This window comes from Curtobacterium sp. VKM Ac-2884, from assembly GCF_015350945.1.
In the GTDB taxonomy this organism is placed as follows: Bacteria; Actinomycetota; Actinomycetes; order Actinomycetales; family Microbacteriaceae; genus Curtobacterium.
Map to the genome: position 1 here is coordinate 89644 of NZ_JADKSA010000004.1, position 23517 is coordinate 113160.

Below are 23517 nucleotides of genomic sequence, written 5' to 3' on the forward strand. Positions count from 1 at the left end.
CGCGATGAACGCGATGAACGCGATGAACGCGACTGACGCGACTGACGTGCTACGCCTCGATGACCACCGGGACGATCATCGGACGACGACGGTGCTTGGTGTTGACCCACCGGCCGACCGTGCGGCGGACGACCTGCGCGAACGCGTGCGAGTCGCGCGTGCCGTTGGCGGCCGCCTCGGCGATCGCCTTGGCGATCTGGGGGCGGACGTCGTCGAACACGGAGTCGTCCTCGGCGAAGCCGCGCGACTGGATCTCCGGGCCGATGACGCACTGGCCGGTGGTGAAGTCCACGGCGGCGAAGACCGAGATGAAGCCCTCTTCGGACAGCACGCGGCGGTCCTTGAGGTCGGCGTCGGTGATCTCGCCCACGGTCGAGCCGTCGACGTAGACGTAGCCGATGTCGAGCTGCCCGGCGACCGTCGCGACGCCGTCCTTCAGGTCGACGACGATGCCGTCCTGCCCGAGGATCACGTTGCGCGGCGGCACACCCGTCTGGATCGCCAGGTCGGCGTTCGCGTACAGGTGGCGGTGCTCGCCGTGCACGGGCAGGACGTTGCGCGGACGCAGGATGTTGTAGCAGTAGAGCAGCTCGCCGGCCGAGGCGTGTCCGGAGACGTGCACCTTGGCGTTGCCCTTGTGCACGACCTTCGCGCCGAGCTTCGTCAGCCCGTCGATGACGCGGTACACGGCGTTCTCGTTGCCCGGGATCAGCGACGAGGCGAGGATGACGGTGTCGCCCTCGCCGATCTCGATCTGGTGCTCGAGGTTCGCCATGCGCGCGAGCACGGCCATCGGCTCGCCCTGCGACCCCGTCGACATGTAGACGATCTGGTCGTCGGGGACGTTCTTCGCCTTCTTCGTGTCGATGAGGACGTTCTCGGGCACCCGGAGGTAGCCGAGGTCGGCGGCGATGGTCATGTTGCGGATCATCGAGCGGCCCATGAACGCGACCTTGCGGTTCGCGGCCGCGGCGGCATCGAGGACCTGCTGGACACGGTGCACGTGCGACGAGAAGCTCGCCACGACGACCTTCTTGCGGGCGCGCGTGATGATGTTCTCGAGGACCGGGCCGATGTCGCGCTCCGGAGCGGTGAAGCCCGGGACGTCGGCGTTGGTCGAGTCCGGCAGGAACAGGTCCACGCCGGCCTCGCCCAGGCGCGCGAACGCGCGGAGGTCGGTGATGCGGTCGTCCAGCGGGAGCTGGTCCATCTTGAAGTCACCCGTGTGCAGGACACGACCGGCGGGGGTCGTGATCGAGACGGCGAGGGCGTCCGGGATGGAGTGGTTCACGGCCACGAACTCGAGGTGGAACGGGCCGAGCTGCTCGGTCTGGTCCTCGGCCACGACGAGCGTGTACGGCTTGATCCGGTGTTCCTTGAGCTTCGCCTCGACGAGCGCGAGGGTCAGCGTGGAGCCGATCAGCGGGATGTCGTCGCGGAGCTTCAGCAGGTACGGGACGGCACCGATGTGGTCCTCGTGGCCGTGCGTGAGCACGACACCGAGGACGTCGTCGAGACGGTCACGGATCGGCGCGAAGTCCGGCAGGATCAGGTCGACCCCGGGCTGGTGCTCCTCGGGGAAGAGCACGCCGGCGTCGACGATGAGCAGCTTGCCCTCGTACTCGTAGACGGTCATGTTGCGACCGATCTCGCCGAGTCCCCCGATGGGGATGACGCGGAGGGTTCCGGGTTCGAGCGGCTGCGGTGTGGAGACTTGTGTGGGCATTCGGTCCTACGGATTCAGGCGACGCGCGAGGAGCGCGCCGCGGTGTTCGCTAGCGGGTGGTGCCTGGCACCTTTGGCAGTGCGCCGCCGGCCGCTGCGTTGCGGTCGGGGCGGAAGTTCGAGAAGTCGGCGCCGGGCACGTCGCGCACGGCTTCGAGCGAGGTCTCGATGGCGTACGCCTCGGAGTCCTCGGGGCCGACGAGCGGCAGACGGACGCGCGGGCTGCCGATGCGGCCGAGCCCGTGCAGGATGTACTTCGCCGCGACGGTGCCGGGCACGTGGGTCATCACGGCGCGGACGAGGGGCTCGACGCGCTTGTGCTCGGCGGTGGCGGTCGCCAGGTCGCCGCGGTTCACGGCGTCGATGATGGTGCGGTACGGCGTGCTCGTGATGTTCGCGGTGACGCCGATCAGGCCCGTCGCGCCGATCGACAGGTGCGGGAGCACGTTGGTGTCGTCGCCGGAGAAGTACATGAGGTCGGTGTTGTTGAGCACGCGGGACACCTCGGCGAAGTCGCCCTTGGCGTCCTTCACGGCGAGGATGTTCGGGTGGTGCGACGCCCGCACGATCGTCTCGTACGTGATCGGGATGCCGGTGCGCCCCGGGATGTCGTACAGGATCACCGGCAGGTCGGTGGCGTCGGCGATCATCCGGAAGTGGGTGAGCACCCCCGACTGGGTCGGCTTGTTGTAGTACGGCGTGACGATCATCACGCCGTCGGCGCCGGCCTTCTCGCTCTGCTTGTAGAGGTGGATCGCGTGCGCGGTCTCGTTCGAACCGCCACCCGTGATGATCTTCGCGCGGCCGGCGGCGACGGACTTGCCGACCTCGACCAGACGGAGCTTCTCGGGGTCGGTCAGGGTGCTCGTCTCGCCCGTGGTGCCGGTGACGACGATGCCGTCGGCGCCGGCGGTGATGCAGTCGTCGATGTGCTGCTCGACGCCGGGCCAGTCGACCTCACCGTCGGCCGTGAACGGGGTCACGAGGGCGACGAGGACCTGACCGAAGGGATTCTCACGCGGGGACACGGGCACCAGCGTACCGGGGATGTGCGCGATGGCCGCCGTCCGGGCGGACGGTCGCCTGCCTGCGGCGCGGACGGGAGGCCCGGATCGCCTCCGCCCCGCCGCTCACGCCCGGGTCCCGGCCCGCGTCGCGCCCCGCGATGGCCGTCGCGCCCCGACTCACCGGGGCGCGACGCCCGCGAGCGGGCGCGAGCACGGGGCACCGCGCGCCGCTGTCGGTCAGGACGCGCTGCGGCGCCACTCGAGGAAGCGGTAACGGGTCCCGGTGCGGGACACCTGCCACGGGCCCTCGTCGGTGAGCGTCCATCCGGCCGACTCGCCGAGCGTCGGTGCGACGGTGTCGCCGGGCACGTCGACGTCGATGACGGTCTCGGACACGCGCTCGGCACGGTCCAGCGCCGCGGCGTACACCTGGCCGCCGCCGATGACCCAGACGGGGCCGTCGGCACCGTCGAGCGCGGTCGCCAGGTCGTGGACGACCTCGGCACCGTCGGCAGTCCAGGACGCGTCGCGGGTGAGCACGACGTTGCGCCGACCGGGCAGCGGGCGGGAGCGTTCCGGCAGGGACTCCCAGGTGCGGCGGCCCATGAGCACCGTGCCGTCGCCGGTGACCTGCTTGAAGTGCGCGAGGTCCTCGGGCACGTGCCACGGCATGCCACCGTCGGCCCCGATGACCCCGTCGGTCGACCGGGCCCAGACCATGCCGATCATCAGACGGCGACCGCGGCCTTGATCGCCGGGTGGTGGTGGTAGCCGACGACGGTGAAGTCCTCGTACTCGTAGTCGTCGATCGAGTCGCGCGGCGCGAGCTCGAGCGTCGGCAGGGCGTACGCCGTGCGGGACAGCTGCTCCTCGACCTGCTCGACGTGGTTGTCGTAGACGTGGCAGTCGCCGCCCGTCCAGACGAAGTCGCCGACCTCGAGCCCGGTCTGCGCGGCGATCATGTGGGTGAGCAGGGCGTACGACGCGATGTTGAACGGGACGCCGAGGAACATGTCGGCGCTGCGCTGGTAGAGCTGGCACGAGAGCTTGCCGTCGTTGACGTAGAACTGGAAGAACGCGTGGCACGGGGCGAGCGCCATGTCCGGGATGTCGGCGACGTTCCACGCCGAGACGATGAGCCGGCGGCTGTCCGGGTTCGTACGGATCTGGTCGATGACCTGGGCGATCTGGTCGACGTGCTCGCCGGACGGGGTCGGCCACGAACGCCACTGCACGCCGTAGACGGGGCCGAGGTCGCCGTCCTCGTCCGCCCACTCGTTCCAGATCCGGACACCGTGCTCCTGCAGCCAGGTGGCGTTGCCGTCGCCGCGCAGGAACCAGAGCAGCTCGTACGCGATCGACTTGAAGTGCACGCGCTTCGTCGACACGAGCGGGAAGCCCTTCGACAGGTCGTAGCGGAGCTGCGCGCCGAACAGGCTGCGGGTCCCGGTGCCGGTGCGGTCACCCTTCGGTGCCCCCTCGGTGAGGACCCGGCGGAGCAGGTCCTCGTACGGGGTCGGCACGGTGGGGTCGGGCTGCACGGTCTCGCTGTCGCTCACACACAGAAGCCTACGTCGGCGAAAGCCTGCGGCAGCATGAGTAGCGTTGACGGCATGGCAGACACGGCGGCAGAGCCCCTCTCGATCCTGATCGCCGGCGCGTCCGGTTTCATCGGCACCCCGCTCGTCCGCGCGCTGCGCGAGGCGGGCCACCACGTGACCACGCTCGTCCGGCGCGAGCCGCACACGGCCACCGAGTTCCGATGGGCTCCGGGCCGCCGGCCGCTCGACCCGGCCATCGTCGACGGTGCGGACGTGGTGATCAACCTGGCGGGGGCGAACATCGGCAAGCTGCCCTGGACCGCGAAGTACCGCGAGGAGATCCGGCGCTCCCGCGTCGACGCGACCGACACCCTGGTCGAGGCGATGCGGCACGCCAGCACTCCCCCGGCGCTGTTCCTGTCCGGGTCGGCGTCGGGCGTGTACGGCGACCGTCCGGCGGACGTCCTGCAGGACGACGCGGCACCCGGGACCGGGTTCCTCGCCGAGGTCTGCACCGCGTGGGAATCCGCGGCGAACGCGGCTCCGGAGGGCGTCCGGGTCGTCACCCTGCGCACGGGCATCGTGATCGGCGAGGGCGGCGGCGCGCTCGCTCCGCTCATCCCGCTCACCCGGGCAGGGCTCGGCGGTCGCCTCGGCACCGGCGGGCAGCACTGGCCGTGGATCGCGCTCGAGGACGAGGTCGGGGCGATCGTGCACCTGGCGACGAGCCCGTCGGCGTCCGGGGTCGGCGGGCCGGTGAACCTGGCCGGGCCGGAAGCCGTCGTCGCCGACCCGATCACGAAGCGGGTCGCCGAGGACCTGCACCGGCCGTACCTGTTCCGGATCCCGGAGTTCGCGCTGCGCCTGGCGCTGCAGGACGCCGCCGACGAGATGCTGCTGTCGAGCCAGCGGATGGTGCCGACGAAGCTGCTCGAGTCCGGCTACACGTTCCGGTACACGCGTGCGGTGGACGCCGTCGACGCGGTCCTCTGACCGGGCCTCAGACGCTCGACCGCGACAGAGCCGTGCGCATCGCGGCTCGAGCGCGCTTGCGGTCCCCCGCGGCGTCGTAGACGACCCCGAGCCGGTACCAGGCGCGCCAGTCCGCCGGGTCCTGCTCGACGGCGGCCTTGTACTGCGGGAAGAGCTCGTCAGCGGCCTCGCGCGTCGGACGGCCGGACGGACGCACGGGCACGACGTCCTCCGGTGCACCGCCCTCCGCCTCGAGCCGGGATCCGAGCCGGGTGATCCGGATGCCGAAGCGGAACTCGAGCACGAGCAACAGCGCCCCGATCCCGGCGACGATGAACAAGGCGACGCCGATGCCGATCCCGATCGGGATGCCGGTGGCGATGAACGCCACGGCCCGCTGCCCGACGAGCACGATGTAGAGCGCCAGCAGCAGGGTCATCAGCGCTGCGCCCCAGAACGGCGACCGGATCGCGCGACCGGCACGCGCTGCACGTCCCACCGGGTCAGCCGATGCCGAGGACGCTGCCGAGGCCCACGGTGAGCCCGCGGGCGGATCCGAGGGCGGACAACGCCGCACGGATCCCGGCGACGTAGGCGACGTCGTCGTTGGTGTCGTGCCGGATCGTCAGGGTCTCGCCGGGGCCGCTGAGCAGGACGTCCTGCACGGCCTTCACCCCGGGCAGCCGGAGCGAGTGGATCGGCACGCTCGCCACCTGCTGGCCGCGGGCACGCTGGTCGACGTGCGGGGCCTCGACCGGGCCGACGTCGCGACGGGCCTCGGCGATGAGCTCGGCGGTGCGCACCGCGGTGCCGGACGGCGAGTCGATCTTGCCGGCGTGGTGCGTCTCGACGATCTCGACGGAGGGGAACCACGGCGCCGCGATGGTGGCGAGGTGGGTGCCGAGCACCGACCCGATCGAGAAGTTCGGCACCACGAGGACGCCCTGGTCGGGACGCTCCTGCAGGGCGGTGCGGAGCTTCGCGAGACGGTCGGCGGACCACCCGGACGTGCCGACGAGGACGTTCGCCCCGCTCGACAGCGCGTTCTCGACGATCGCGGGGCTGAGCGCCGGCACCGTCACGTCCACGACGAGCGCGGCGCCGCCGAACACCGACGGCGGTGCTTCGTGGGCACCGTCCTTCGACGACAGACGGGCGACGAGCTCGAACTCCGGGAGTTCCTCGACGACGGAGGCCACGAGGCCCCCGAGACGACCGGTGGCGCCGACGACGGCGACGGGAGTGACCATGCGGTCCATCCTAGGATCGACGCATGTCAGTCGAGGTCAGGACCGTGCCGGCCGATCTGCCCGAGGTCGACGTCCTGCTCGACGCGTACCTCGACGAGCGCGAGGCGACGTTCCCCAGTGCGCAGGGCGCGTACTCGCGCAAGCGCACCCCGGCGGCGGAGTTCACGCCGCCGAACGGGGTCTTCGCGGTGGCGTACGACGACGGGGTCGCGGTCGGCTGCGGCGGCCTGCGGCGCATCGCGGACGACCCCGACGCGACCACCACGGACGTCCGGTTCGAGGTCAAGCACGTCTTCGTCACCCCGGCGGGCCGGGGGAAGGGCGTGGCCACGGCGCTGATGGACGCGCTCGAACGGGAGGGCGCCGCGCTGGGGGCGACGAGCATCGTGCTGGACACGAACGACTCGCTCGTCGCCGCAGGCGCGATGTACCGCAGCCGGGGCTACGAGCGCGTCGCGCCGTTCAACGACAACCCGAACGCGACCGCCTGGTTCCGCAAGCGCACGGCCCGCAAGCCGATCGTCTGAGCCGCCACGGGCCTCCCGGTCGACGCCGACCACCGGGCCAGCGCCCGACGCTAGACGGGCTGGTCGACCGGCAGCCCGGTGCGGAGCTCCACCGGCAGGTGGGCCAGGTCGTTCAGGGCGACCACCTCGGCCGGCTTCGCGGAGCGGATCCGGATGATCGTGAGCGCGGTGTGCGCGACGTTCGTGCCCATCCAGCGCCACTCGGGCGCCTGGAACGCCTCGCGCACGAACCAGCCGATCACGGCGTTGTGGGTGATGAGCAGGTCGTGCCGGTCCTCGCGCGCCGGGGTGAACCACTCGGAGACGGCGTCGCCCATCTGCGCCTGGCCCGCGATGATCTCCTCTTCCGTGACGCCGCCGTACCATCCCTGGTAGGCGTGCGGCATGTCCGGGGTCGGGCCGGAGGGGACGCAGTCGAACAGCAGCGTCGACGGTTCGGGCTGGATCGACGGCAGTCGCTGCGCCAGGAACGCGGCAGTCTCGCTCGGGGCCTCCAACGGGGAGTGGTACACGCCGTCGAACGGCAGCCCGCCAAGTCGGTCGGCGACCAGCATCGCCTGGCGCTTGCCGCGTTCCGACAGCTTGCCGTCGCGGAGGCCGTGCTCGGCATCCTGGTGTTCGCCGTGCCGGACGAGGTACAGGTAGTGGGACATGTCCGTGCTCAGCTGCCCATCCCGATCGCTGCGGCGAGCTCGTCCTGCTGCACCGCCCCGACCACCGACGTGATCGTCGGGCGGGTCAGGAGGTCGCGGGCGAGTTCGAGCACGCCGTCGGTGGTGACCCGGTCGACACGCTCCAGTGCGGTCGACAGGTCGGTGTACTCCCCGGTGCCGAGCTCGGACCGGCCGAGGCGGGTCATCCGGGCGTCGGAGTCCTCGAGCGAGAGCGTCAGGGCGCCCTCGATCTGGCCCTTGGCGCGGCGGAGCTCGTCGTCGGTGATGCCGTCGTCCACCATGCGGCGGAACTCGGCGTCGATGATCTCGATGACCCCGGGGACGTTGTCGGGCGCACAGCCCGCGTAGACGCCGAAGGCACCGTTGTCGAGGTAGGCGGGCGCGAAGGACGACACCGCGTAGGCGAGGCCGCGTCGTTCGCGGACCTCTTGGAAGAGCCGGGAGCTCATGCCCCCGCCGAGCACGGCGTTCAGGACGCTGAGGGACGGCCGGCGGTCGTCGCGCAGGTCGAGCCCCTGCGAGCCGCGCAGCATGCTGACCTGCTCCGTCGGACGGTGGACCACCGACAGCTTCGGTTCGATGGGGTCGGCGACGGTCTGCGGCGTCCGGCGTGCGAGCGGCTCGGCGTGCGCGGCGTCGTGGAACACCGCGGCGACCGCGTCGCAGAACCGGTCGTGGTCGACGGCTCCGGCGGCGGTCACGACGATGCCGTTCGGCGCGTAGTGCTCGCGGTAGTGGGCCAGGACCTCGTCCCGCTGGACCGCTCGGATGCTGTCCGGGGTCCCGCCGATCGGACGACCGAGCGCGTGTCCACCGAAGGCCGCGGCGAAGAACGCTTCGCCCGCGACGTCGGCCGGGTCGTCGGCGGCCATCGCGAGTTCTTCGAGGATGACGCCGCGCTCGACGGCGAACGCCTCGGGGTCGAGCACCGAGCCGGTCACCATGTCACCGATGACCTGCACGGCCATCGGGACGTCGGCGTCCCGCACCCGTGCGTAGTAGCAGGTGTACTCCTTGGCGGTCGCGGCGTTGTGCTCGCCGCCGACCGAGTCGAACGCGATCGCGATGTCGAGCGCCGACCGGGTCTCGGTGCCCTTGAACAGCAGGTGCTCGAGGAAGTGGGTCGATCCGAACTGGCCGTCGCGTTCGTCGCGCGAACCGACGCCGACCCAGAAGCCCATGCTCGTCGAAGCGGCACCGGGCACGGCTTCGGTCAGCACGCGGACACCCGACGGCAGCACGGTGCGGCGGACGAAGGCTCCTCCGGACGTCAGGAAGGACGTGTCCGGGGCCCCGAGCGGCAGTGGCACTGGCTGGTTCATCGCAGACGAGCCTACTGATGCTCCGGAGCCCACCGCCCAGTTTCCACAGGCCCGCAGACTGTCACTCGAAGAGGGGTACAGAAATTGAGGACAGACCGACTCGTCTGTCTGTCCTCCATGTGGTACAGTCGTTCACGCCGGATCGAAAGCCCCCCTAAGTTCCGATCCGGCGGCTCGGGACATCAGTCCTCGCGGCCACGAGTCCCCCCACTCGGTCGCGGAGCCGATGAACCAAGGAGCCACGCTGTGACGGTCGATTCCCCCCAACCGGCCGTCCAGCGTCTCCTCGGTCCGAGCACGAACCTCGCGTCGCCGGACGGGTCGAGCGTCCCCCCGACTCCCCGCTCCGGCGGCGCGAAGGTCCGCATCCTCGAGACGGCCACGCGACTCTTCTACGAAGAGGGCATCCACAGCGTCGGCGTCGACCGCCTCATCTCCGAGGCGAGCGTCACGAAGGCGACGTTCTACAAGCACTACGGGTCGAAGGACAACCTGATCCTCGCCTACATCCGCACGCAGCACGAGCGCGTGCAGGAACGCCTGGAACAGCTCGTCACCGACGCCGGCTCCTCCGCCGCAGCGGTCCGCGCGTGGGTCGCCGCCCTGGCTGACGAGGTCAACGACCCCGACTTCCGCGGGTGCGCGTTCCTCAACGCCGCCGCCGAGTACCACGACCCCCGCGACCCCGTGCGCGAGGTGGTCGCCACCCACCGCGACTGGTACACCGACCGGCTCGCCACCCTGCTGCAGGAGTCCGGACACCAGCTGCCCGGCGACGGCGCCGACGAGCTCATGCTCGCGCGCGACGGTGCGATGGCCGGCGCCTACGCCGGTGACGCCATCGCGGCGACGGCCGCACTCGGTCGCGTCGTCGACCGCGTCCTCGCCGCCTGACACCCGGCCGACGCCCGCGCCGACGCCCTTCCGGCTCACGCCCGGCTGACGCCCGGCTGCCGCGAAAGCGACAGTCTGCCGCGAACTGTTCGCGGCAGACTGTCGCCCTCGCGGCACGGACTCGCCGACGTGACGGACGTCCGTCGCTTTCGCGACCACGAGCGGACGGGAGGCACGGTGCCAGCTGGCACCGTGCCTACCGTCCGCACTGTGGTCGCGCTCACCGCGACCGATCGCGTCGCGCAGATCAGGCCGGTCCGGTGGCACTCCCGGGGTTGCCGCTCGAGACGATCGACCCGTTGACGCCGTCCGGGAAGAACCCGCCCTTGTCGATCTGGTTCGGGTTCAGGAACACCACGTTCAGGACACGCTCCGCGGTGCGGCCGTAGGCGAGCGAGTTCGCGTCCGTCGGCACGAGGTTCACCGCTCCCGACCGGGTCGTCACCCCCTGGTCGTCGTCGGTCGGACCGTCGAGCGAGTCACGGGCGTCGGAGATCTTGTTCGCCGGCACCTGCAGTCCCTTGTCCGAGAGCTTCGACCGGATGATCCCGGCGTGGTAGGCCTCGACGGCGAGGATGCCCGCCGCGGCACTGAGGTACGTCTTGCTGGTGATGAGCGGCGCGGCCCCCTTGTAGGCGGTGACCCCGACGTCCTCGAAGATGTACGCCCCGAGCAGGAAGTTCTCCTCACTGGCGAACGGATCGAAGGTGCCGGTCGGACCGACCACACCCGCAGCGCGCGCGGCGGCGGTGAAGCTCGACGCGAGGTCGATCTTCGGACGTGAGACCGTCGCACCGCCGAGGGCGGATCGGAGGAACGCCACGTGCGCGCGCTCGTCGTTCGCGATCTCGGTCGCGATGCCGCGGATGGCCGCGGTCTTGAACGGCACCTTCTTGCCACCGATCACCGGCCCCTGCGGGTCGATGCCGGTGATCATGCTGTCGGCGAGGCCCGCGCCGAACACGGCACGCAGGTAGAACTCGGCCTCGAGGTACTCGAGGTTCAGGGCGAAGTTGAGGATGGCCGCGTCGGAGACGGCACCGTCCTCTTCCGGGGTGGCGGCGGCGCGGTCGGTGGTGAGCGCTGACGAGCCGAGCGCGGCGATGCCGGCTGAGGCACCGGCAACGCCGGCGGCTGCGAAGAACCGTCGTCGGTCGAGCGTGTTCTCGGCGCTGCGATCGATGGCGTGGTGGATGAAACGCTTGTCGAACATCGTTGTCCTCATGTCGTGCTGGCAGCACGGGACCCCACCGACGCTGCAGGGAAACGGGTCGGTCGAGCCGCGATCGGCGGGATGGTCGATCGTGCGGCGAAGATACCCCCGAACAGGGGGCGGTTCCAGCGTCCCCCGTCATCCGGCGGAGTTCGGACAGGGCGGCCGCGTCGGGCGGCCGCCGAGGCTGCGGGTGTTGGCTGGGGGCATGGCCAACGACCCCAACTGGAACCTCCCCGAGGTCCCCTCGTTCACCCTGACCAGCCCCGACTTCACCGACGGCGGCGCACTGCCGACCTCGGCGCGCGGCACCGACGCGGGTGGCGAGGACCGCTCCCCCGCACTCGAGTGGTCCGGCGCTCCCGAGGGCACGAAGAGCTTCGTCCTCACCGTGTACGACCCCGACGCCCCGACCGGCTCGGGCTTCTGGCACTGGAGCCTGACCGACATCCCGGGCTCGGCGACCTCGCTGCCCGCCGGCGCCGGCACCGACGACGCCCTGCTGCCGGCCGAGGCACTCCGCCGCCGCAACGAGTTCGGCACCGACACGTTCCTCGGCGCTGCCCCGCCCGCGGGCCACGGCGTGCACCGCTACTTCTTCACGCTGAGCGCCCTCGACGTGCCGCTGCTCGAGGCGCCGGCCGACGCGACGCCCGCGGTCGTCGGGTTCGTGCTGCGTGAGCACCTGCTCGGCCGCGCGCAGCTCGTCGGCACGCAGGAGACCCCCACCGCCTGACCGGCGGCCACCCGCGGCTCGGCCGAGACTCGGCGTCAGCGACAGTTCTCGGGCCCCAGTGCCCGAGAACCGTCGCCCAGTCCGAGTCTCGGCACCGACCGCCCCGCAACGACGAACGGCCGCCGCCCCGGAAGGGACGACGGCCGTTCGTGTGCCAGGGGTGGATCAGACGGTGGCGTCCGTCGACTCCTCGCGGGCACCGCTGGAGTCGGTGTCCGACTCCTCGGCGACGACCGGCGCGAGCGACAGCTTGCCGCGGTCGTCCACCTTGGTGACCTCGACCAGGACCTTCTGGCCGACGCCCAGGACGTCCTCGACGTTCTCCACACGCTTGCCACCGGCGAGCTTGCGCACCTCGGAGACGTGGAGCAGACCGTCACGGCCCGGGAGCAGCGACACGAAGGCGCCGAACGTGGCGATCTTCACGACGGTGCCGAGGAACTGGTCCCCGATCTCCGGGTTGGTCGGGTTCGCGATCGCGTTGACCGACGCACGAGCGGCCTCGGCCGACGGTCCGTCGACGGCACCGATGTAGACGGTGCCGTTGTCCTCGATCGAGATGTCGGCACCGGTCTCGTCCTGGATGCCGTTGATCGTCTTGCCCTTCGGGCCGATCAGCTCGCCGATCTTGTCGACGGGGATCTGCACCGAGATGACGCGAGGAGCGGTGTCCGCCATCTCGTCGGGGGCGTCGATCGCCTCGTTCAGCACACCGAGGATGGCCGAGCGGGCCTCCTTGGCCTGCTTCAGCGCCGCGTCGAGCACCGTCGACGGGATGCCGTCGAGCTTGGTGTCGAGCTGGATCGCGGTGACGAACTCCGAGGTACCGGCGACCTTGAAGTCCATGTCGCCGAGGGCGTCCTCGGCACCGAGGATGTCGGTCAGCGCCGCGTAGCGGGTCTGACCGTCGACGGTGTCGGACACCAGGCCCATCGCGATGCCGGCGACCGGGGCCTTGAGGGGCACACCGGCGTTGAGCAGCGAGAGGGTCGAGGCGCAGACGGAACCCATCGAGGTCGAGCCGTTGGAGCTGAGCGCCTCGGAGACCTGACGGATGGCGTACGGGAACTCTTCACGCGTCGGCAGCACCGGCACGAGGGCGCGCTCGGCGAGGAAGCCGTGCCCGATCTCGCGACGCTTCGGCGAACCCACACGGCCGGTCTCACCGGTCGAGTAGGGCGGGAAGTTGTAGTGGTGCAGGTAGCGCTTCTTCGTGACGGGCGACAGCGAGTCGATCTGCTGCTCCATCTTGAGCATGTTCAGCGTGGTGACGCCGAGGATCTGCGTCTCGCCGCGCTGGAAGATCGCCGAACCGTGGACGCGCGGGATCACGGCGACCTCGGCGTCGAGCGGACGGATGTCGGCGAGGCCGCGACCGTCCATGCGGACCTGCTCGGTCAGGATGCGGCCGCGGACGACCTTCTTCGTGACCGACTTGTACGCGGCACTGACCTGCGAGTTGGCGACCTCGGGCAGTTCGCCCGCCGACACCTTCGACGCGATGGCCTCCTTGACGCGCGACTTGAGTGCGTCGTCGGCGTCCTGGCGCTCGGTCTTGGCGGCGATCTTGTAGACGTCACCGAGCTCGGAGAGCGCGATGGCCTCGACGGCCGAGTAGACCTCGGGCGCGTACGGCGGGAAGACCGGGTAGTCCTGGATCTCCTTGGCGGACTGCGCGGCGAGCTTCGCCTGGGCGTCGACGAGGGACTTGAGGAACGGCTTGGCCGCCTCGAGACCCTGCGCGACGACGGCCTCGTCGGGCTTGGTGGCGCCGCCCTGGATGAGCTCCCAGCTGTGCTCGGTGGCCTCGGCCTCGACCATCATGATGGCGACGTCCTCGTTGCCCGCCTCGTCGGTGACGACACGGCCGGCGACCGTGAGGTCGAAGACGGCGTCGGCGAGCTGCGATGCCTTCGGGAACGCGACCCACTGGTCGGTGCCGTTCGAACCCGGGATGAGCGCGAGGCGCACACCGGCGATCGGGCCGGAGAACGGCAGACCGGAGATCTGCGTCGACGCGGACGCGGCGTTGATGGCCAGCGCGTCGTAGAACTCGTCCGGAGCGATGCTCAGGACGGTGATGACGATCTGGACCTCGTTGCGCAGGCCGTCGACGAACGACGGGCGCAGCGGCCGGTCGATGAGTCGGCAGACCAGGATGGCCTCGGTCGACGGGCGGCCTTCGCGGCGGAAGAACGAACCGGGGATCTTGCCGGCGGCGTAGGAGCGCTCCTCGACGTCGACGGTCAGCGGGAAGAAGTCGAATCCTTCACGCGGGTGCTTGCCGGCGCTGGTGGCCGAGAGGAGCATCGTTTCCTCGTCGAGGTACGCGGCGACCGCGCCCTGCGCCTGCTGTGCGAGCCGACCGGTCTCGAACCGGACGGTGCGCTTGCCGTACTTGCCGTTGTCGATGACGGCTTCGGCGAACTTGATCTCGGGACCCTCCAAAAGGGTGCCTCCTTGATGTGTGTTCGGCAGGCCGTGGCGACGGCACTCGATGGTGCGTGCGCGCCGATCGTTCCGGACGCATGTCTGGCCAGCAGTAGAAGCACTCGGGAAACCGTTCCGGCCCGCGAGCCACCACCGATGACCAGCTCCGTGCCCGGCCTGCGCAGTGTTGTGTCGAACATCCGGGGAAACGGTCCTCGGACACGATGGACTTTACCAGTCCACAGGGAATCGGCGGCGCGGCTCGCTGACGGCCGGGCGAGCCTCGGTAGCCTGCTGCCATGCGTCTCACCCCCTCGCGGGGCGTGCTCGTCGCGGCCGCCGTGGTCGTCGGCGCGCTCGTCGCCCCGGTCCTCACCGCTGTCCCGGCGTCCGCGACGGAGTACCCGACCTGGCAGGACGTGCAGCAGGCCAAGGGGAACGAGACCGCCAAGCGCGCCGAGGTCACTAAGGTGCAGGCCGCGCTGCAGTCGGCGCAGGACGAAGCAGCGGCGAAGTCGCAGGCCGCGCTGACGGCCTCGTCGAAGGCGGACGCGGCCGAGGCGGAGCTGGCGGAGGCCACCCAGGCCGCCACGAGCCTCCAGGCCCAGGCGCAGCATGCGACGGAGACGGCGGACCGGGCCCAGCAACGTGCCGGCCAACTGGCGGCGAACCTGTACCGCGACGGCAGCACGAACCAGATGACCGCCCGGATCGCGACCGCGGGGAACCCCGACCAGCTGCTCTACCAGCTGGGCGCGCTCGACCAGCTGTCGTCCACGTGGTCCGGCGTGATGGACGAGGCGTCCGTCGCGGCCGGCACGGCATCGTCACTGCACGAACAGGCCGAACGCGCCGAGACCGAACGCGCGACGCGTGCGGAGGCGGCCGAGGAACGGTCCGCGGCGGCGAAGTCCGCCGAGTCCGTGGCGAACGCCGCGGTCGAGTCGACCGAGCAGCACAGCGACGAGCTGTACGCGCAGCTCGCGTCGCTCCGGGACACCACCGCGAAGCAGGCCGCAGGGTACGAGCTCGGGCAGAAGGTGGCGGCGCAGCAGGCCGAACAGCAGCGCAAACGTGCGGCGGCCGCAGCGGCACAGGCGGCGGCAGCGTCGGCGAACGCGGACACCGGCAGCGGCGGGAGCACCAGCGCCAGCGGAGGTTCGGGCACGAGCTACCCGAGCACCGGCGGTGTCGTCGTGGACCCCGCGGCCGCGCAGGCCTACGCCAGGAGCGCCCTGGGCTCGTACGGTTGGGGCGACGACCAGTTCTCCTGCCTGGTGTCGCTGTGGACGCAGGAGTCCGGCTGGCGGGCGAACGCGCTGAACGCCTCGAGCGGCGCCTACGGCATCCCGCAGTCGCTGCCCGCTGACAAGATGTCGGCGGCCGGGGCGGACTGGCGGACGAACGCGAACACACAGATCAACTGGGGACTCGCCTACATCAAGAGCGCGTACGGGTCGCCGTGCGGTGCGTGGGGCCACGAGATGAGCGTCAACCCGCACTGGTACTGAGGACCACTGCTCGCCGCGTCCCTGCTCACTTCCCCACCAGTCGCAACGCCTGCAGCGGGCACATCGCCACCGCGTCCGCAGCGGCGGCGCGTTCGTCCGGCTGCACCGGCACGTCGCGGGTGCCGGTGCCGTCCCGTGCGATCGGGTAGCCCCACTCGTCGCGCACCAGCCGCTCGGCGAACAGTTCGGTGCACAGGCCGCGTCCCCGGCAGCGGGTCCAGTCGACGTGCAGCACGACGAGACCGGCTGCGGTTGCACCGCCCGGTTCGCCACTCACCGTCGTCCCCCGACCAGGCACGCGCCCCGCAGGTGCGTCTGGACGTCGTCGTGGAACACGTCGAGGGCGCTCCGCACCATCCGCGCGACGCCGTCCGGGTGGTGGCAGGCCCCACGTCCGTCGACCAGGGCAGCGACCCGCCGGACCTCGCCGGCCAGGTCGCCCGTCCGACGCCCGGAGGCCAGGTCGGCGACCACGTCGGCGATCCGCGGCAACCCGTTCACGCACGGCCCGCAGCGGCCGGCGGACGCCCCGGCGAGCGCCGCGGCGAGGCCCGCGGTGACCCCGACCGGACAGGTCAGGTCGTCGAGCACGGCCAGCACGCCCGCCCCGGGCGCCGCACCCCACGGTGCGAGCCCGTCGACGTCGAAGGGCGCGTCGAGCGCTGCGGCCGGCACCCAGGTGCCGCCCCACCCGCCGAGCAGGACGGCTCGCGTCCGTCGCGGATCGGCCGCCGGCAGCCGGGAGGCCCCCAGCAGCTGCCCGAGCGGCGCACCCCCGGCGGTCTCCAGCACCACGGCTCCGCCCGGGTCGGTCACGTCGCTGACCGTCACGAGACGGGTGCCGGGAGTACTCGCGCTGCCGACGCTCCGCGCCCACGCCGCCCCGTTTCGTGCGACGAGTGCCGCCTGGGCGAGGGTCTCGACGTTCGACACGAGGGTGGGGCGACCGCTCGGGCCACGGTCGGTGAGCCGCACGACACGGTCCTCCGGCAGGCCGCGTCCACCGGAGACGGCAGAGGCGAGCGCCGTGGCCTGCCCGGCGACGAAGCTGGTGTGCGGCAGGGCGCGGACCTCGATGGCGACCGGGTCGGTGCCGGTGCCGCGCCGACCGTCGGTGCGTTCGGCCAGTGCCTGCCGGACCCGATCGGCGAGCCGTGCGCTCGTGGCGACCACGGCCTCGGTCGCACCGATCGCCTGCGCCACGACGACGATGCCGTCGAGCACCAGGTGCGGTGCGCGTTCGAGCAGGACGGCGTCCTTGCGGCTGGCGGGTTCCCCCTCGGCGCCGTTGGCGATGACGGTCGGGGCACCGCGGCTGCCGCGGCGGGTCCGGCCCGCCACGGCGTCGAGCTTGCGGGCGAGCGGGAACCCGGCTCCGCCGCGGCCGTCGACCCCGGCGAGACCGATCTCGTCGATGATCCCGGGTCCCACGTGCGGCAGCGGCCCGTGCGTGCGGCGGTGGGCGTCGAGTCCGGGGCCGGGGGCGGCGAGGAGTCGCTGCGCGCCGGTCGGTGGTGGCACGGTGAGCGGGTCGGCCAGGGTCATCGGAGGGCCTCCTTCGGGGTCGGACGGAACGCGGTGACGCCGGCCGTGCAGCGCCAGGCCACGGCGCCGAGCACGGCGGCGGCGCAGACCCCGGCGACCACCAGGAACCAGGCGGACGTGCCGTCGGTCCCGGTGCCGATCGCGTGCGTCATCGCGATCGGCCACATGGCGTAGGCGGTCCAGTGCACGGCGCGGAACACCCGAGGACCGATCACCCGGCGGAGCATCCCCGTGACGACGAGCACCACGAGCAGGTCCACGGCCAGGGTGCCGAGCCCGAGCCAGAACCAGCGGTACGCCCCGACGAACGGCACGACGGCGTCCAGCAGGCGCAGTTCGGCCTCGGTGTCCAGCAGCAGCGTCACCACGTGCACGGCCACGAACACGGTGGACGCCAGGGCGACGTCCCGGTGCACGAGCTGCACGCCGAACCGTGGCAGGCCGGGGAGCGGTCGTCCGCCGCGGGTCACGATGCCGAGCAGGACCGTCAGGGTCAGGAGCACGACGGCGGCGACGCCCGTGCCGCGGCCGACCACCCAGAGCGCGGTGTCCATCAGGCGGCGTCCGCCCGGTCGACGTGGTCGACCTGGTCGTCGGGCCAGCCGCCGATCCGCAGCACCGATCCGTCGGCCGCGACGAGCCGTGCCGCACGGCCGCTCTGCCGGAGCCACTCCACGGCGCCGTGCCCCCGGACGACCGCGGCGGTGGTCATCGTGTTGGCGGTGGTGCACGAGGGGGCGACGACCGTCACCGACCGCCACACCGGTTCGGCGGGCAGGCCCCACCGCGGATCGAGGATGTGGTGCCGCGCGGTCCCGTCCTGCTCCCAGCGACGCTTCTGCGTGCTCGAGGTCGCGACGGACCACCCGGAGGCGATCCGGACGTGGTCGACGGGGTCGTCCGCCAGGTCCTGCACACGCACCTGCCAGCCGCCGGAGGGGTCCGGGCCGGCCGTGGCGACGTCCCCACCGAGCGAGACGAGGGCGCCGATGCCGAGCCGCGCGGTGATGCTCGCGGCCGCCATGTCCGCGGCGGCGGCCTTCGCCGTGGCGCCGAGATCGAGCGTCACTCCCTCGGGAATCCGCAGGAACGTGCCGGACAGCAGGATCCGCTGCCACGCCGGGCGGTCGTCGAGCGATCGGGCGACGGCGTCGGGTGCCGGGACCGGGGGCGCGTCGGCGAACGCGACGTCGTACCCGAGGGACACCATGCGCCGGCCGAGCGTCGGGTCGACGTCCCCGTCGGACAGCCGTGCGGCGTCGACGGCCTGGTGCACGAGCGTCGCCAGCAGGGGCGAGACCTCGGTACCGCGCACCAGGTCCTCGGCGCGGGCCACGAGCTCGGAGTCGGCGCGGAACCGGCTGCACGCGGCGTCGACGGCGGCGGTGACCTCGCGGACGCAGGACTCGGCGGCGGCGAGGTGGCGGCGGTCGCGGTGGTCGAGGACGACCCGGGCGGTGGTGGTCCAGAGGTCCCACTCGGCGGCGGCGCGCACGGTCACGATCCCGTCGTCGTCGTGTCGGACGACCCACCGGTGGTGCTCTGCGAGACGCCGGTGTCGCTGCTGCTCGTGCCGCTGTCGGTCGACGTGTCGGTCGACGTGTCGTTCGACGACGAGGAGGACGAGGACCCGGAGCCGGTGGTGGCGTCACTCGACGTCCCGGTACCCGAACCGGAGTCCGTCGCGGTGCTCGTGCTCGTGGACGTGTCGGTCGTCGTCGTGCTGGCCTGCTCGTGCCCGAACCACAGCCCGGCACCCGTGACCGTCGCGACCGCGAGTCCGCCCAGGCTCACGAGCGCACTCGTGACCCGTGCGGATCGCTTGCCGTTGCCTCTGGTGTCCATCGGTCCTCCTCGTCGTCACGACGAGGTTCCCGAGCCCACCGATGAGCGAGCCGCCAGCCGCCCGCACGCCGACCCCGCGAACCCTGTGGTCCGCCTAAGAGCGCGCCACGGGGTCAGCGGTCCGGGTCAGTGGCCGAGGCCACCGAGCAGGCTCGCGAAGTCAACGGTCGCGGGGAGCGCGTCGGCTTCCTGCGGGGCCCGCCGGGAGGCCCGGATCGCCCAGGCCAGGTCCGCTCCGGCCCGGCGGATGCGTCCGTCCAGGGCCGCGGCGTCGCCGTCGCTCCCCCAGTCGTCGGTCGCGGCGAACACGCCGGTCGGCACCACCGCTGCGCGGAGGTACGCGAAGACCGGACGCAGGGCGTGGTCGATGGCGAGCGAGTGCCGCGAGGTCCCGCCCGTGGCGCCGAGCAGGACGGGCAGGTCGGCGAGCGCGTCCTTGTCGAGGACGTCGAGGAACGACTTCGCGAGACCGCTGACGCCGGCCGTGAAGATCGGCGTGACGAAGACGACGGCGTCGGCCTCGACCACTGCGGCCGTGGCGGCGGACAGCGCGGGCGCTGCGAAGCCGGTGAGCATCGCGTCGGTGATCTCGTGCGCGAGCGGCCGGAGCTCGACGTGCAGGACGTGCGCGGGCGTGCCCTCGGCGACGAGCGCGGCGACGACGGCCTCTCCCAGACGGTCGGCGAGCAGGCGGGTGGAGCTGGGCTCGGAGAGTCCGGCGGAGACGACGGCGATGGTGGTCATGGTGGTTCCCGACTTTCGATGCGTTTGCATGAACATCGTACCGAACAGTGCACCGCGCGCAACCATTCCCGGGAACGGAGAACGCCCCGGTCCTCGCGAGGAGGACCGGGGCGTTCCGTCAAGCCGTGAGGCGTCGACTAGCGGCGCAGGCCGAGGCGCTCGATGAGCGCGCGGTAGCGGGCGATGTCGACGTCGGAGAGGTAACCGAGGAGACGGCGACGCTGACCGACCATGAGCAGCAGACCACGACGCGAGTGATGGTCGTGCTTGTGCTCCTTGAGGTGCTCGTTCAGGTCGTTGATACGACGCGTCAGAACGGCGACCTGGACCTCGGGGGAACCGGTGTCGCCCGGGTGGGTCGCGTACTCTTCGATGATCTCCTGCTTGACCTTCGCGTCAAGTGCCATGCGTAGATCCCCTTTCAGTCCGTTGCGCGGTGCCCGTGCCTGATGCACGAGCGCTCTTTGTCCGCGGCCGTTCGACGGCAACCGCGCAAGACTACCAGAGTCCTAGGCGGTCCTGGCGCGCAGGCGACGACGACGCGGGGCCGGCAGCAGACTGCGGACGAGTCCGACGAGGGTCGCGCCGAGCAGACCGCCGAGGCCGTTCGACAGCACGTCGCGGGGGTCGGCGACGCGGTACGGCAGGTAGGTGGCCTGCGCGAACTCGATGCCGGTCGACAGGGCCACCGCGACCAGGGCTCCGAGGATCCACCAGCGCCGCGGCAACCAGAGCGCGGCGAGCATGCCGACCGGGACGAACATCGCGATGTTGGCGAGGAACTCGGTGCGCTCGTACGTGAACCAGGTGCCGTGCGGCAGCTGCTGCACCCAGGCGATCGCGTGCAGCACGAACGAGTTCTGTGCCGACGTGAACACCTGCGGGGTGAGCGTCATCCGCCAGATCACCCAGGCGTACGCCGCGGTCACGGCGAGGAGGAGGAGTCGACGGAACATCCCGCCAGTCTGCGGTACCGCCCTGCACGCCCGCTGGAGCGCTCCTGGCAGAACCCGTCGGCCGACCTGGACGAACACCCCGGCGTCCTGGTCAGGACTCCCCCGCACCTGTCAGCATGGGTGCGAACAGGGAGGACCGCCGGATGCCGGAGCACCAGGGGAAGCGTGCGTCCGCGCGACGTCAGTGGCTGTGGATCACGGCCGCGGTCGTCGGCGTCGCGGCGGTCGTCACGACGCTCGTGGTCGTCGTGCCGCACGGCAGTGGGCCGGACGCCGACCCGACGGCGAGCGGACGCGACGTCGTGACGCGGAAGACCGTGGAGCAGGCGTTCCCCGGCGGCCTCGCGCACCAGCCGTCGGACGTGAACCAGCCGGGCATCCGCGAGCGCCAGGCCCGCGCCGCCGGACACGACGACACCGCGGCGCAGATCGCCCGCATCGCCGACCAGCCGATCGCGACCTGGCTCACGAACACCTCGCGGTCCGAGACGCGCGCGACGATCCGCGCCGTCGTCCGGAGCGCCGAACGGCAGCACGCCACCCCGGTCTTCGTCCTGTACACCGTGCCGGACCGCGACTGCGGCAGCTACTCGAAGGGCGGCACGACCGACGACGCGTACCTGCCGTGGGTCCGCTCCGCCGTCCGCGCGATGGCCGGCTCGAAGGCCGTCGTGCTCGTCGAACCGGACGCGATCGCACAGATCCAGAACTGCGAGCGCCTCCGCGACTCCCGGCTCCCCCTGCTCCGCGAGGCCGTGGACGCGCTGACCGGGCACGGACTGACGGTGTACCTCGACGGCGGCAACGAGAACCGCGTCCCGACCGCGACGATGGCCGACTGGCTGCGTCGGGCGGGTGTCGACGAGGTGCAGGGCTTCTTCACGAACGTGTCGAACTTCTACCGCGTCGACCAGGAACGCGCCTACGCCGACGAACTCGCCGACGCGATCGGTGGTGATCCGCACTTCGTCATCGACGTCTCCCGCAACGGTCAGGGCTGGCGCGGGACCTGGTGCAACCCCGAAGGCGCGGGCCTCGGCCAGGACCCGCACGTCACCGGTGGATCGAGCCGGCTCGACGCCCTGCTCTGGGTCAAGACGCCGGGGCTCAGCGACGGCACGTGCAACGGCGGACCGGCCGCCGGGCAGTGGTGGGAGTCGTACGCGCTCGGCCTGGTCGAGAACCGCAAGCGCGACTGACCCACGGCCGGGGTGTCGGTGCCCGGTGGTTGCATGAGCGCATGACCCCGACCGACAGCCGGCGCTCCGTCGTCCCGCCCTACCTGCTCCACGCCGTGGCCCAGGCGGCCGAGTTCCCCCGAGCAGCTTCGGCCGCGCGCACCGCCCTGGCGTCGCTCGAGCTCGTGCAGCGCCCGAAGCACCAGCACCTGGTCGCCCCGCGCGGTGTCAGTGTCAGCGTCAAGGGCAGCGGCACGGTCGACCGGTCGCCCCAGCGCACGATCGCCGATGCCCGCGGCACGACGACGCTGCCCGGCACGGTCGTCCGGCACGAGGGCGACCCCGACACCGGCGACGCGGCCGTCGACGAGGCGTACGCGGGCCTCGGCGCGACCCACGCCTTCTGGCTCGACGTCTTCGGCCGGGTGTCGATCGACGGCGCCGGGCTCCCCCTCGACGCCACGGTCCACTTCGGGCAGGACTACGACAACGCCTACTGGGACGGCAGCCGGATGGTGTTCGGCGACGGCGACGACGAGGTGTTCCGACGCTTCACGATCGCGCTCGACGTCATCGGGCACGAACTGGCGCACGGCGTCACGCAGTACACCGCCGACCTGACCTACCAGGGGCAGTCCGGGGCACTCAACGAGTCGATCAGCGACGTGTTCGGCTCCCTCGTCGCCCAGTACGCGGCCGGGCAGACCGCCGAGCAAGCGAGCTGGCTCATCGGCGAGGGGCTCTTCACCGATGCCGTGCGCGGCGACGCCCTGCGCTCGATGCGGGCCCCGGGCTCCGCCTACGACGACCCGGTGCTCGGCAAGGACCCGCAGCCCGCGACGATGGCCGACTTCGTCGTGACGACCGACGACGCCGGCGGGGTGCACACGAACTCCGGCATCCCGAACCACGCGTTCTTCCTGGCGGCGACCGCGATCGGCGGGTACGCCTGGCAGGGTGCGGGCGCCGTGTGGTGGGACGCCCTGACCTCGGAGTCCGTCACCGCCTCGATCGACTTCGCCGGGTTCGCCGCAGTGACGATCGACGCCGCTCGGTCCCGGTTCGGCGCCGGTTCCGCGGAGCACACCGCGGTGCAGGATGCCTGGCGGACGGTGGGCGTCCTCGACTGAGACGATCGAGCGCCACGCACCGGCGTACGGTCGGGAGCATGCGCATCGAGGTCCGTCGTTCCGGGGGCTTCGCCGGTACCACGCGGCACTGGCGGGTCGACACCGACACGAGCGCCGACCCCGCGGCGTGGTCCGAGGTCGTCGACGCGCTCCCCCGGACCCCCGCGACGGCGTCGGCCGGGCCGCCGGTCCCGGACGACTTCACGTGGACGATCACCGTCGAGCGCACGACCGTGACGATCCCGGGTCGCCGCCTCGACGGCGCGTGGGCCGACCTCGTCGCGCGCGTCCGCTCTGCAGGCGACCCGTCCTGAGAC

Annotated in this window: 26 protein-coding genes; 8 read left to right on the forward strand and 18 right to left on the reverse strand. The window is 71.8% G+C overall.

Going from position 1 to position 23517, the window contains the following annotated elements; genetic code table 11:
* Positions 1-49: 49 nt before the first annotated feature.
* The 4 genes from ITJ60_RS11960 to ITJ60_RS11975 form a co-directional block, all read right to left on the reverse strand.
* The gene (locus ITJ60_RS11960; protein WP_123341033.1) at positions 50-1726 is read right to left on the reverse strand and encodes a ribonuclease J; all 1677 of its coding nucleotides are present in this window, start codon (positions 1724-1726) and stop codon (positions 50-52) included.
* A gap of 49 nt (positions 1727-1775) precedes the next feature.
* Complete coding sequence (gene dapA, locus ITJ60_RS11965) at positions 1776-2753, reverse strand: 4-hydroxy-tetrahydrodipicolinate synthase (protein WP_111084638.1); 978 nt, start codon at positions 2751-2753, stop codon at positions 1776-1778.
* A 216-nt stretch (positions 2754-2969) separates the two neighbouring features.
* Complete coding sequence (locus ITJ60_RS11970; protein WP_194648084.1) at positions 2970-3461, reverse strand: dihydrofolate reductase; 492 nt, start codon at positions 3459-3461, stop codon at positions 2970-2972.
* A complete protein-coding gene (locus ITJ60_RS11975) occupies positions 3461-4291 on the reverse strand; it encodes a thymidylate synthase (RefSeq protein WP_323749166.1) in 831 nt (276 codons plus the stop codon). The genes ITJ60_RS11970 and ITJ60_RS11975 overlap by 1 nt, the downstream gene beginning before the upstream one ends.
* Positions 4292-4345: 54 nt before the next feature.
* On the opposite strand from ITJ60_RS11975, the gene ITJ60_RS11980 reads away from it, so the two are divergent.
* The gene (locus tag ITJ60_RS11980; protein WP_194648085.1) at positions 4346-5266 is read left to right on the forward strand and encodes a TIGR01777 family oxidoreductase; all 921 of its coding nucleotides are present in this window, start codon (positions 4346-4348) and stop codon (positions 5264-5266) included.
* Positions 5267-5273: 7 nt separating this feature from the next.
* On the opposite strand, the gene ITJ60_RS11985 is transcribed toward ITJ60_RS11980, so the two are convergent.
* Complete coding sequence (locus ITJ60_RS11985; RefSeq protein WP_416371910.1) at positions 5274-5744, reverse strand: tetratricopeptide repeat protein; 471 nt, start codon at positions 5742-5744, stop codon at positions 5274-5276.
* Between the two features lie 4 nt (positions 5745-5748).
* Positions 5749-6495, reverse strand: a complete 747-nt coding sequence (locus ITJ60_RS11990) for a 4-hydroxy-tetrahydrodipicolinate reductase (RefSeq protein WP_228505012.1) — start codon at positions 6493-6495, stop codon at positions 5749-5751.
* Positions 6496-6518: 23 nt separating this feature from the next.
* On the opposite strand from ITJ60_RS11990, the gene ITJ60_RS11995 reads away from it, so the two are divergent.
* The gene (locus ITJ60_RS11995; RefSeq protein WP_123673437.1) at positions 6519-7022 is read left to right on the forward strand and encodes a GNAT family N-acetyltransferase; all 504 of its coding nucleotides are present in this window, start codon (positions 6519-6521) and stop codon (positions 7020-7022) included.
* Between the two features lie 50 nt (positions 7023-7072).
* Here ITJ60_RS11995 and ITJ60_RS12000 read toward each other — a convergent pair whose 3' ends face one another.
* Positions 7073-7675, reverse strand: coding sequence for a histidine phosphatase family protein (locus tag ITJ60_RS12000; protein WP_111084585.1), 603 nt, complete (start codon positions 7673-7675; stop codon positions 7073-7075).
* 8 nt (positions 7676-7683) lie between these two features.
* Entirely contained in the window at positions 7684-9018 is a 1335-nt protein-coding gene (locus ITJ60_RS12005) for a M16 family metallopeptidase (RefSeq protein ID WP_194648086.1), read from the reverse strand.
* 246 nt (positions 9019-9264) lie between these two features.
* Between ITJ60_RS12005 and ITJ60_RS12010 the strand changes: the two genes are divergently transcribed.
* Positions 9265-9912, forward strand: a complete 648-nt coding sequence (locus ITJ60_RS12010) for a TetR/AcrR family transcriptional regulator (RefSeq protein WP_194648087.1) — start codon at positions 9265-9267, stop codon at positions 9910-9912.
* Between the two features lie 247 nt (positions 9913-10159).
* Here ITJ60_RS12010 and ITJ60_RS12015 read toward each other — a convergent pair whose 3' ends face one another.
* Positions 10160-11125, reverse strand: a complete 966-nt coding sequence (locus tag ITJ60_RS12015; protein WP_194648088.1) for a ferritin-like domain-containing protein — start codon at positions 11123-11125, stop codon at positions 10160-10162.
* Between the two features lie 208 nt (positions 11126-11333).
* On the opposite strand from ITJ60_RS12015, the gene ITJ60_RS12020 reads away from it, so the two are divergent.
* A complete protein-coding gene (locus ITJ60_RS12020; RefSeq protein ID WP_194648089.1) occupies positions 11334-11861 on the forward strand; it encodes a YbhB/YbcL family Raf kinase inhibitor-like protein in 528 nt (175 codons plus the stop codon).
* Between the two features lie 165 nt (positions 11862-12026).
* On the opposite strand, the gene ITJ60_RS12025 is transcribed toward ITJ60_RS12020, so the two are convergent.
* Positions 12027-14309, reverse strand: a complete 2283-nt coding sequence (locus ITJ60_RS12025; RefSeq protein ID WP_194648090.1) for a polyribonucleotide nucleotidyltransferase — start codon at positions 14307-14309, stop codon at positions 12027-12029.
* 281 nt (positions 14310-14590) lie between these two features.
* On the opposite strand from ITJ60_RS12025, the gene ITJ60_RS12030 reads away from it, so the two are divergent.
* On the forward strand, positions 14591-15802 hold the full coding sequence (locus tag ITJ60_RS12030) for a coiled-coil domain-containing protein (protein ID WP_194648091.1): 1212 nt from the start codon (positions 14591-14593) through the stop codon (positions 15800-15802).
* A 25-nt stretch (positions 15803-15827) separates the two neighbouring features.
* Here ITJ60_RS12030 and ITJ60_RS12035 read toward each other — a convergent pair whose 3' ends face one another.
* The 8 genes from ITJ60_RS12035 to ITJ60_RS12070 all read right to left on the reverse strand — a co-directional run bounded on the left by ITJ60_RS12035 (position 15828) and on the right by ITJ60_RS12070 (position 20892).
* The gene (locus ITJ60_RS12035; RefSeq protein WP_323749167.1) at positions 15828-16079 is read right to left on the reverse strand and encodes a ferredoxin; all 252 of its coding nucleotides are present in this window, start codon (positions 16077-16079) and stop codon (positions 15828-15830) included.
* Complete coding sequence (locus ITJ60_RS12040; RefSeq protein WP_194648092.1) at positions 16076-17347, reverse strand: NADH-ubiquinone oxidoreductase-F iron-sulfur binding region domain-containing protein; 1272 nt, start codon at positions 17345-17347, stop codon at positions 16076-16078. The genes ITJ60_RS12035 and ITJ60_RS12040 overlap by 4 nt, the downstream gene beginning before the upstream one ends.
* Complete coding sequence (locus ITJ60_RS12045) at positions 17344-17901, reverse strand: ferric reductase-like transmembrane domain-containing protein (RefSeq protein WP_194648093.1); 558 nt, start codon at positions 17899-17901, stop codon at positions 17344-17346. The genes ITJ60_RS12040 and ITJ60_RS12045 overlap by 4 nt, the downstream gene beginning before the upstream one ends.
* On the reverse strand, positions 17901-18848 hold the full coding sequence (locus ITJ60_RS12050) for an FAD:protein FMN transferase (RefSeq protein WP_194648094.1): 948 nt from the start codon (positions 18846-18848) through the stop codon (positions 17901-17903). The genes ITJ60_RS12045 and ITJ60_RS12050 overlap by 1 nt, the downstream gene beginning before the upstream one ends.
* Positions 18845-19192, reverse strand: a complete 348-nt coding sequence (locus tag ITJ60_RS12055; protein ID WP_194648095.1) for a hypothetical protein — start codon at positions 19190-19192, stop codon at positions 18845-18847. The genes ITJ60_RS12050 and ITJ60_RS12055 overlap by 4 nt, the downstream gene beginning before the upstream one ends.
* A gap of 126 nt (positions 19193-19318) precedes the next feature.
* Entirely contained in the window at positions 19319-19936 is a 618-nt protein-coding gene (locus ITJ60_RS12060) for a CE1759 family FMN reductase (RefSeq protein ID WP_194648096.1), read from the reverse strand.
* Between the two features lie 137 nt (positions 19937-20073).
* Positions 20074-20343 (reverse strand): 30S ribosomal protein S15, encoded by a 270-nt coding sequence (gene rpsO / locus ITJ60_RS12065; RefSeq protein ID WP_070416523.1) that lies wholly within the window; start codon positions 20341-20343, stop codon positions 20074-20076.
* A gap of 102 nt (positions 20344-20445) precedes the next feature.
* Positions 20446-20892 (reverse strand): VanZ family protein, encoded by a 447-nt coding sequence (locus tag ITJ60_RS12070; RefSeq protein ID WP_123293926.1) that lies wholly within the window; start codon positions 20890-20892, stop codon positions 20446-20448.
* A 143-nt stretch (positions 20893-21035) separates the two neighbouring features.
* On the opposite strand from ITJ60_RS12070, the gene ITJ60_RS12075 reads away from it, so the two are divergent.
* From ITJ60_RS12075 to ITJ60_RS12085, 3 genes are read left to right on the forward strand one after another with little or no spacing between them, the layout of a single operon-like run.
* The gene (locus ITJ60_RS12075; protein WP_194648097.1) at positions 21036-22091 is read left to right on the forward strand and encodes a glycoside hydrolase family 6 protein; all 1056 of its coding nucleotides are present in this window, start codon (positions 21036-21038) and stop codon (positions 22089-22091) included.
* A 41-nt stretch (positions 22092-22132) separates the two neighbouring features.
* Entirely contained in the window at positions 22133-23200 is a 1068-nt protein-coding gene (locus tag ITJ60_RS12080; protein ID WP_194648098.1) for a M4 family metallopeptidase, read from the forward strand.
* Between the two features lie 38 nt (positions 23201-23238).
* Entirely contained in the window at positions 23239-23514 is a 276-nt protein-coding gene (locus ITJ60_RS12085) for a protealysin inhibitor emfourin (protein WP_194648099.1), read from the forward strand.
* Positions 23515-23517 lie beyond the last annotated feature (3 nt).

Excerpts from the sequence above, each read along its gene's own strand:
- ITJ60_RS11960 (WP_123341033.1), bottom strand. The coding sequence starts at position 1,726 with ATGCCCACACAAGTCTCCACACCGCAGCCGCTCGAACCCGGAACCCTC.
- ITJ60_RS11970 (WP_194648084.1), bottom strand. The coding sequence starts at position 3,461 with ATGATCGGCATGGTCTGGGCCCGGTCGACCGACGGGGTCATCGGGGCC.
- ITJ60_RS11980 (WP_194648085.1), top strand. The coding sequence starts at position 4,346 with ATGGCAGACACGGCGGCAGAGCCCCTCTCGATCCTGATCGCCGGCGCG.
- ITJ60_RS11990 (WP_228505012.1), bottom strand. The coding sequence starts at position 6,495 with ATGGTCACTCCCGTCGCCGTCGTCGGCGCCACCGGTCGTCTCGGGGGC.
- ITJ60_RS11995 (WP_123673437.1), top strand. The coding sequence starts at position 6,519 with ATGTCAGTCGAGGTCAGGACCGTGCCGGCCGATCTGCCCGAGGTCGAC.
- ITJ60_RS12000 (WP_111084585.1), bottom strand. The coding sequence starts at position 7,675 with ATGTCCCACTACCTGTACCTCGTCCGGCACGGCGAACACCAGGATGCC.
- ITJ60_RS12005 (WP_194648086.1), bottom strand. The coding sequence starts at position 9,018 with ATGAACCAGCCAGTGCCACTGCCGCTCGGGGCCCCGGACACGTCCTTC.
- ITJ60_RS12015 (WP_194648088.1), bottom strand. The coding sequence starts at position 11,125 with ATGTTCGACAAGCGTTTCATCCACCACGCCATCGATCGCAGCGCCGAG.
- ITJ60_RS12020 (WP_194648089.1), top strand. The coding sequence starts at position 11,334 with ATGGCCAACGACCCCAACTGGAACCTCCCCGAGGTCCCCTCGTTCACC.
- ITJ60_RS12030 (WP_194648091.1), top strand. The coding sequence starts at position 14,591 with ATGCGTCTCACCCCCTCGCGGGGCGTGCTCGTCGCGGCCGCCGTGGTC.
- ITJ60_RS12040 (WP_194648092.1), bottom strand. The coding sequence starts at position 17,347 with ATGACCCTGGCCGACCCGCTCACCGTGCCACCACCGACCGGCGCGCAG.
- ITJ60_RS12045 (WP_194648093.1), bottom strand. The coding sequence starts at position 17,901 with ATGGACACCGCGCTCTGGGTGGTCGGCCGCGGCACGGGCGTCGCCGCC.
- ITJ60_RS12055 (WP_194648095.1), bottom strand. The coding sequence starts at position 19,192 with ATGGACACCAGAGGCAACGGCAAGCGATCCGCACGGGTCACGAGTGCG.
- ITJ60_RS12060 (WP_194648096.1), bottom strand. The coding sequence starts at position 19,936 with ATGACCACCATCGCCGTCGTCTCCGCCGGACTCTCCGAGCCCAGCTCC.
- rpsO (WP_070416523.1), bottom strand. The coding sequence starts at position 20,343 with ATGGCACTTGACGCGAAGGTCAAGCAGGAGATCATCGAAGAGTACGCG.
- ITJ60_RS12070 (WP_123293926.1), bottom strand. The coding sequence starts at position 20,892 with ATGTTCCGTCGACTCCTCCTCCTCGCCGTGACCGCGGCGTACGCCTGG.
- ITJ60_RS12075 (WP_194648097.1), top strand. The coding sequence starts at position 21,036 with ATGCCGGAGCACCAGGGGAAGCGTGCGTCCGCGCGACGTCAGTGGCTG.
- ITJ60_RS12080 (WP_194648098.1), top strand. The coding sequence starts at position 22,133 with ATGACCCCGACCGACAGCCGGCGCTCCGTCGTCCCGCCCTACCTGCTC.
- ITJ60_RS12085 (WP_194648099.1), top strand. The coding sequence starts at position 23,239 with ATGCGCATCGAGGTCCGTCGTTCCGGGGGCTTCGCCGGTACCACGCGG.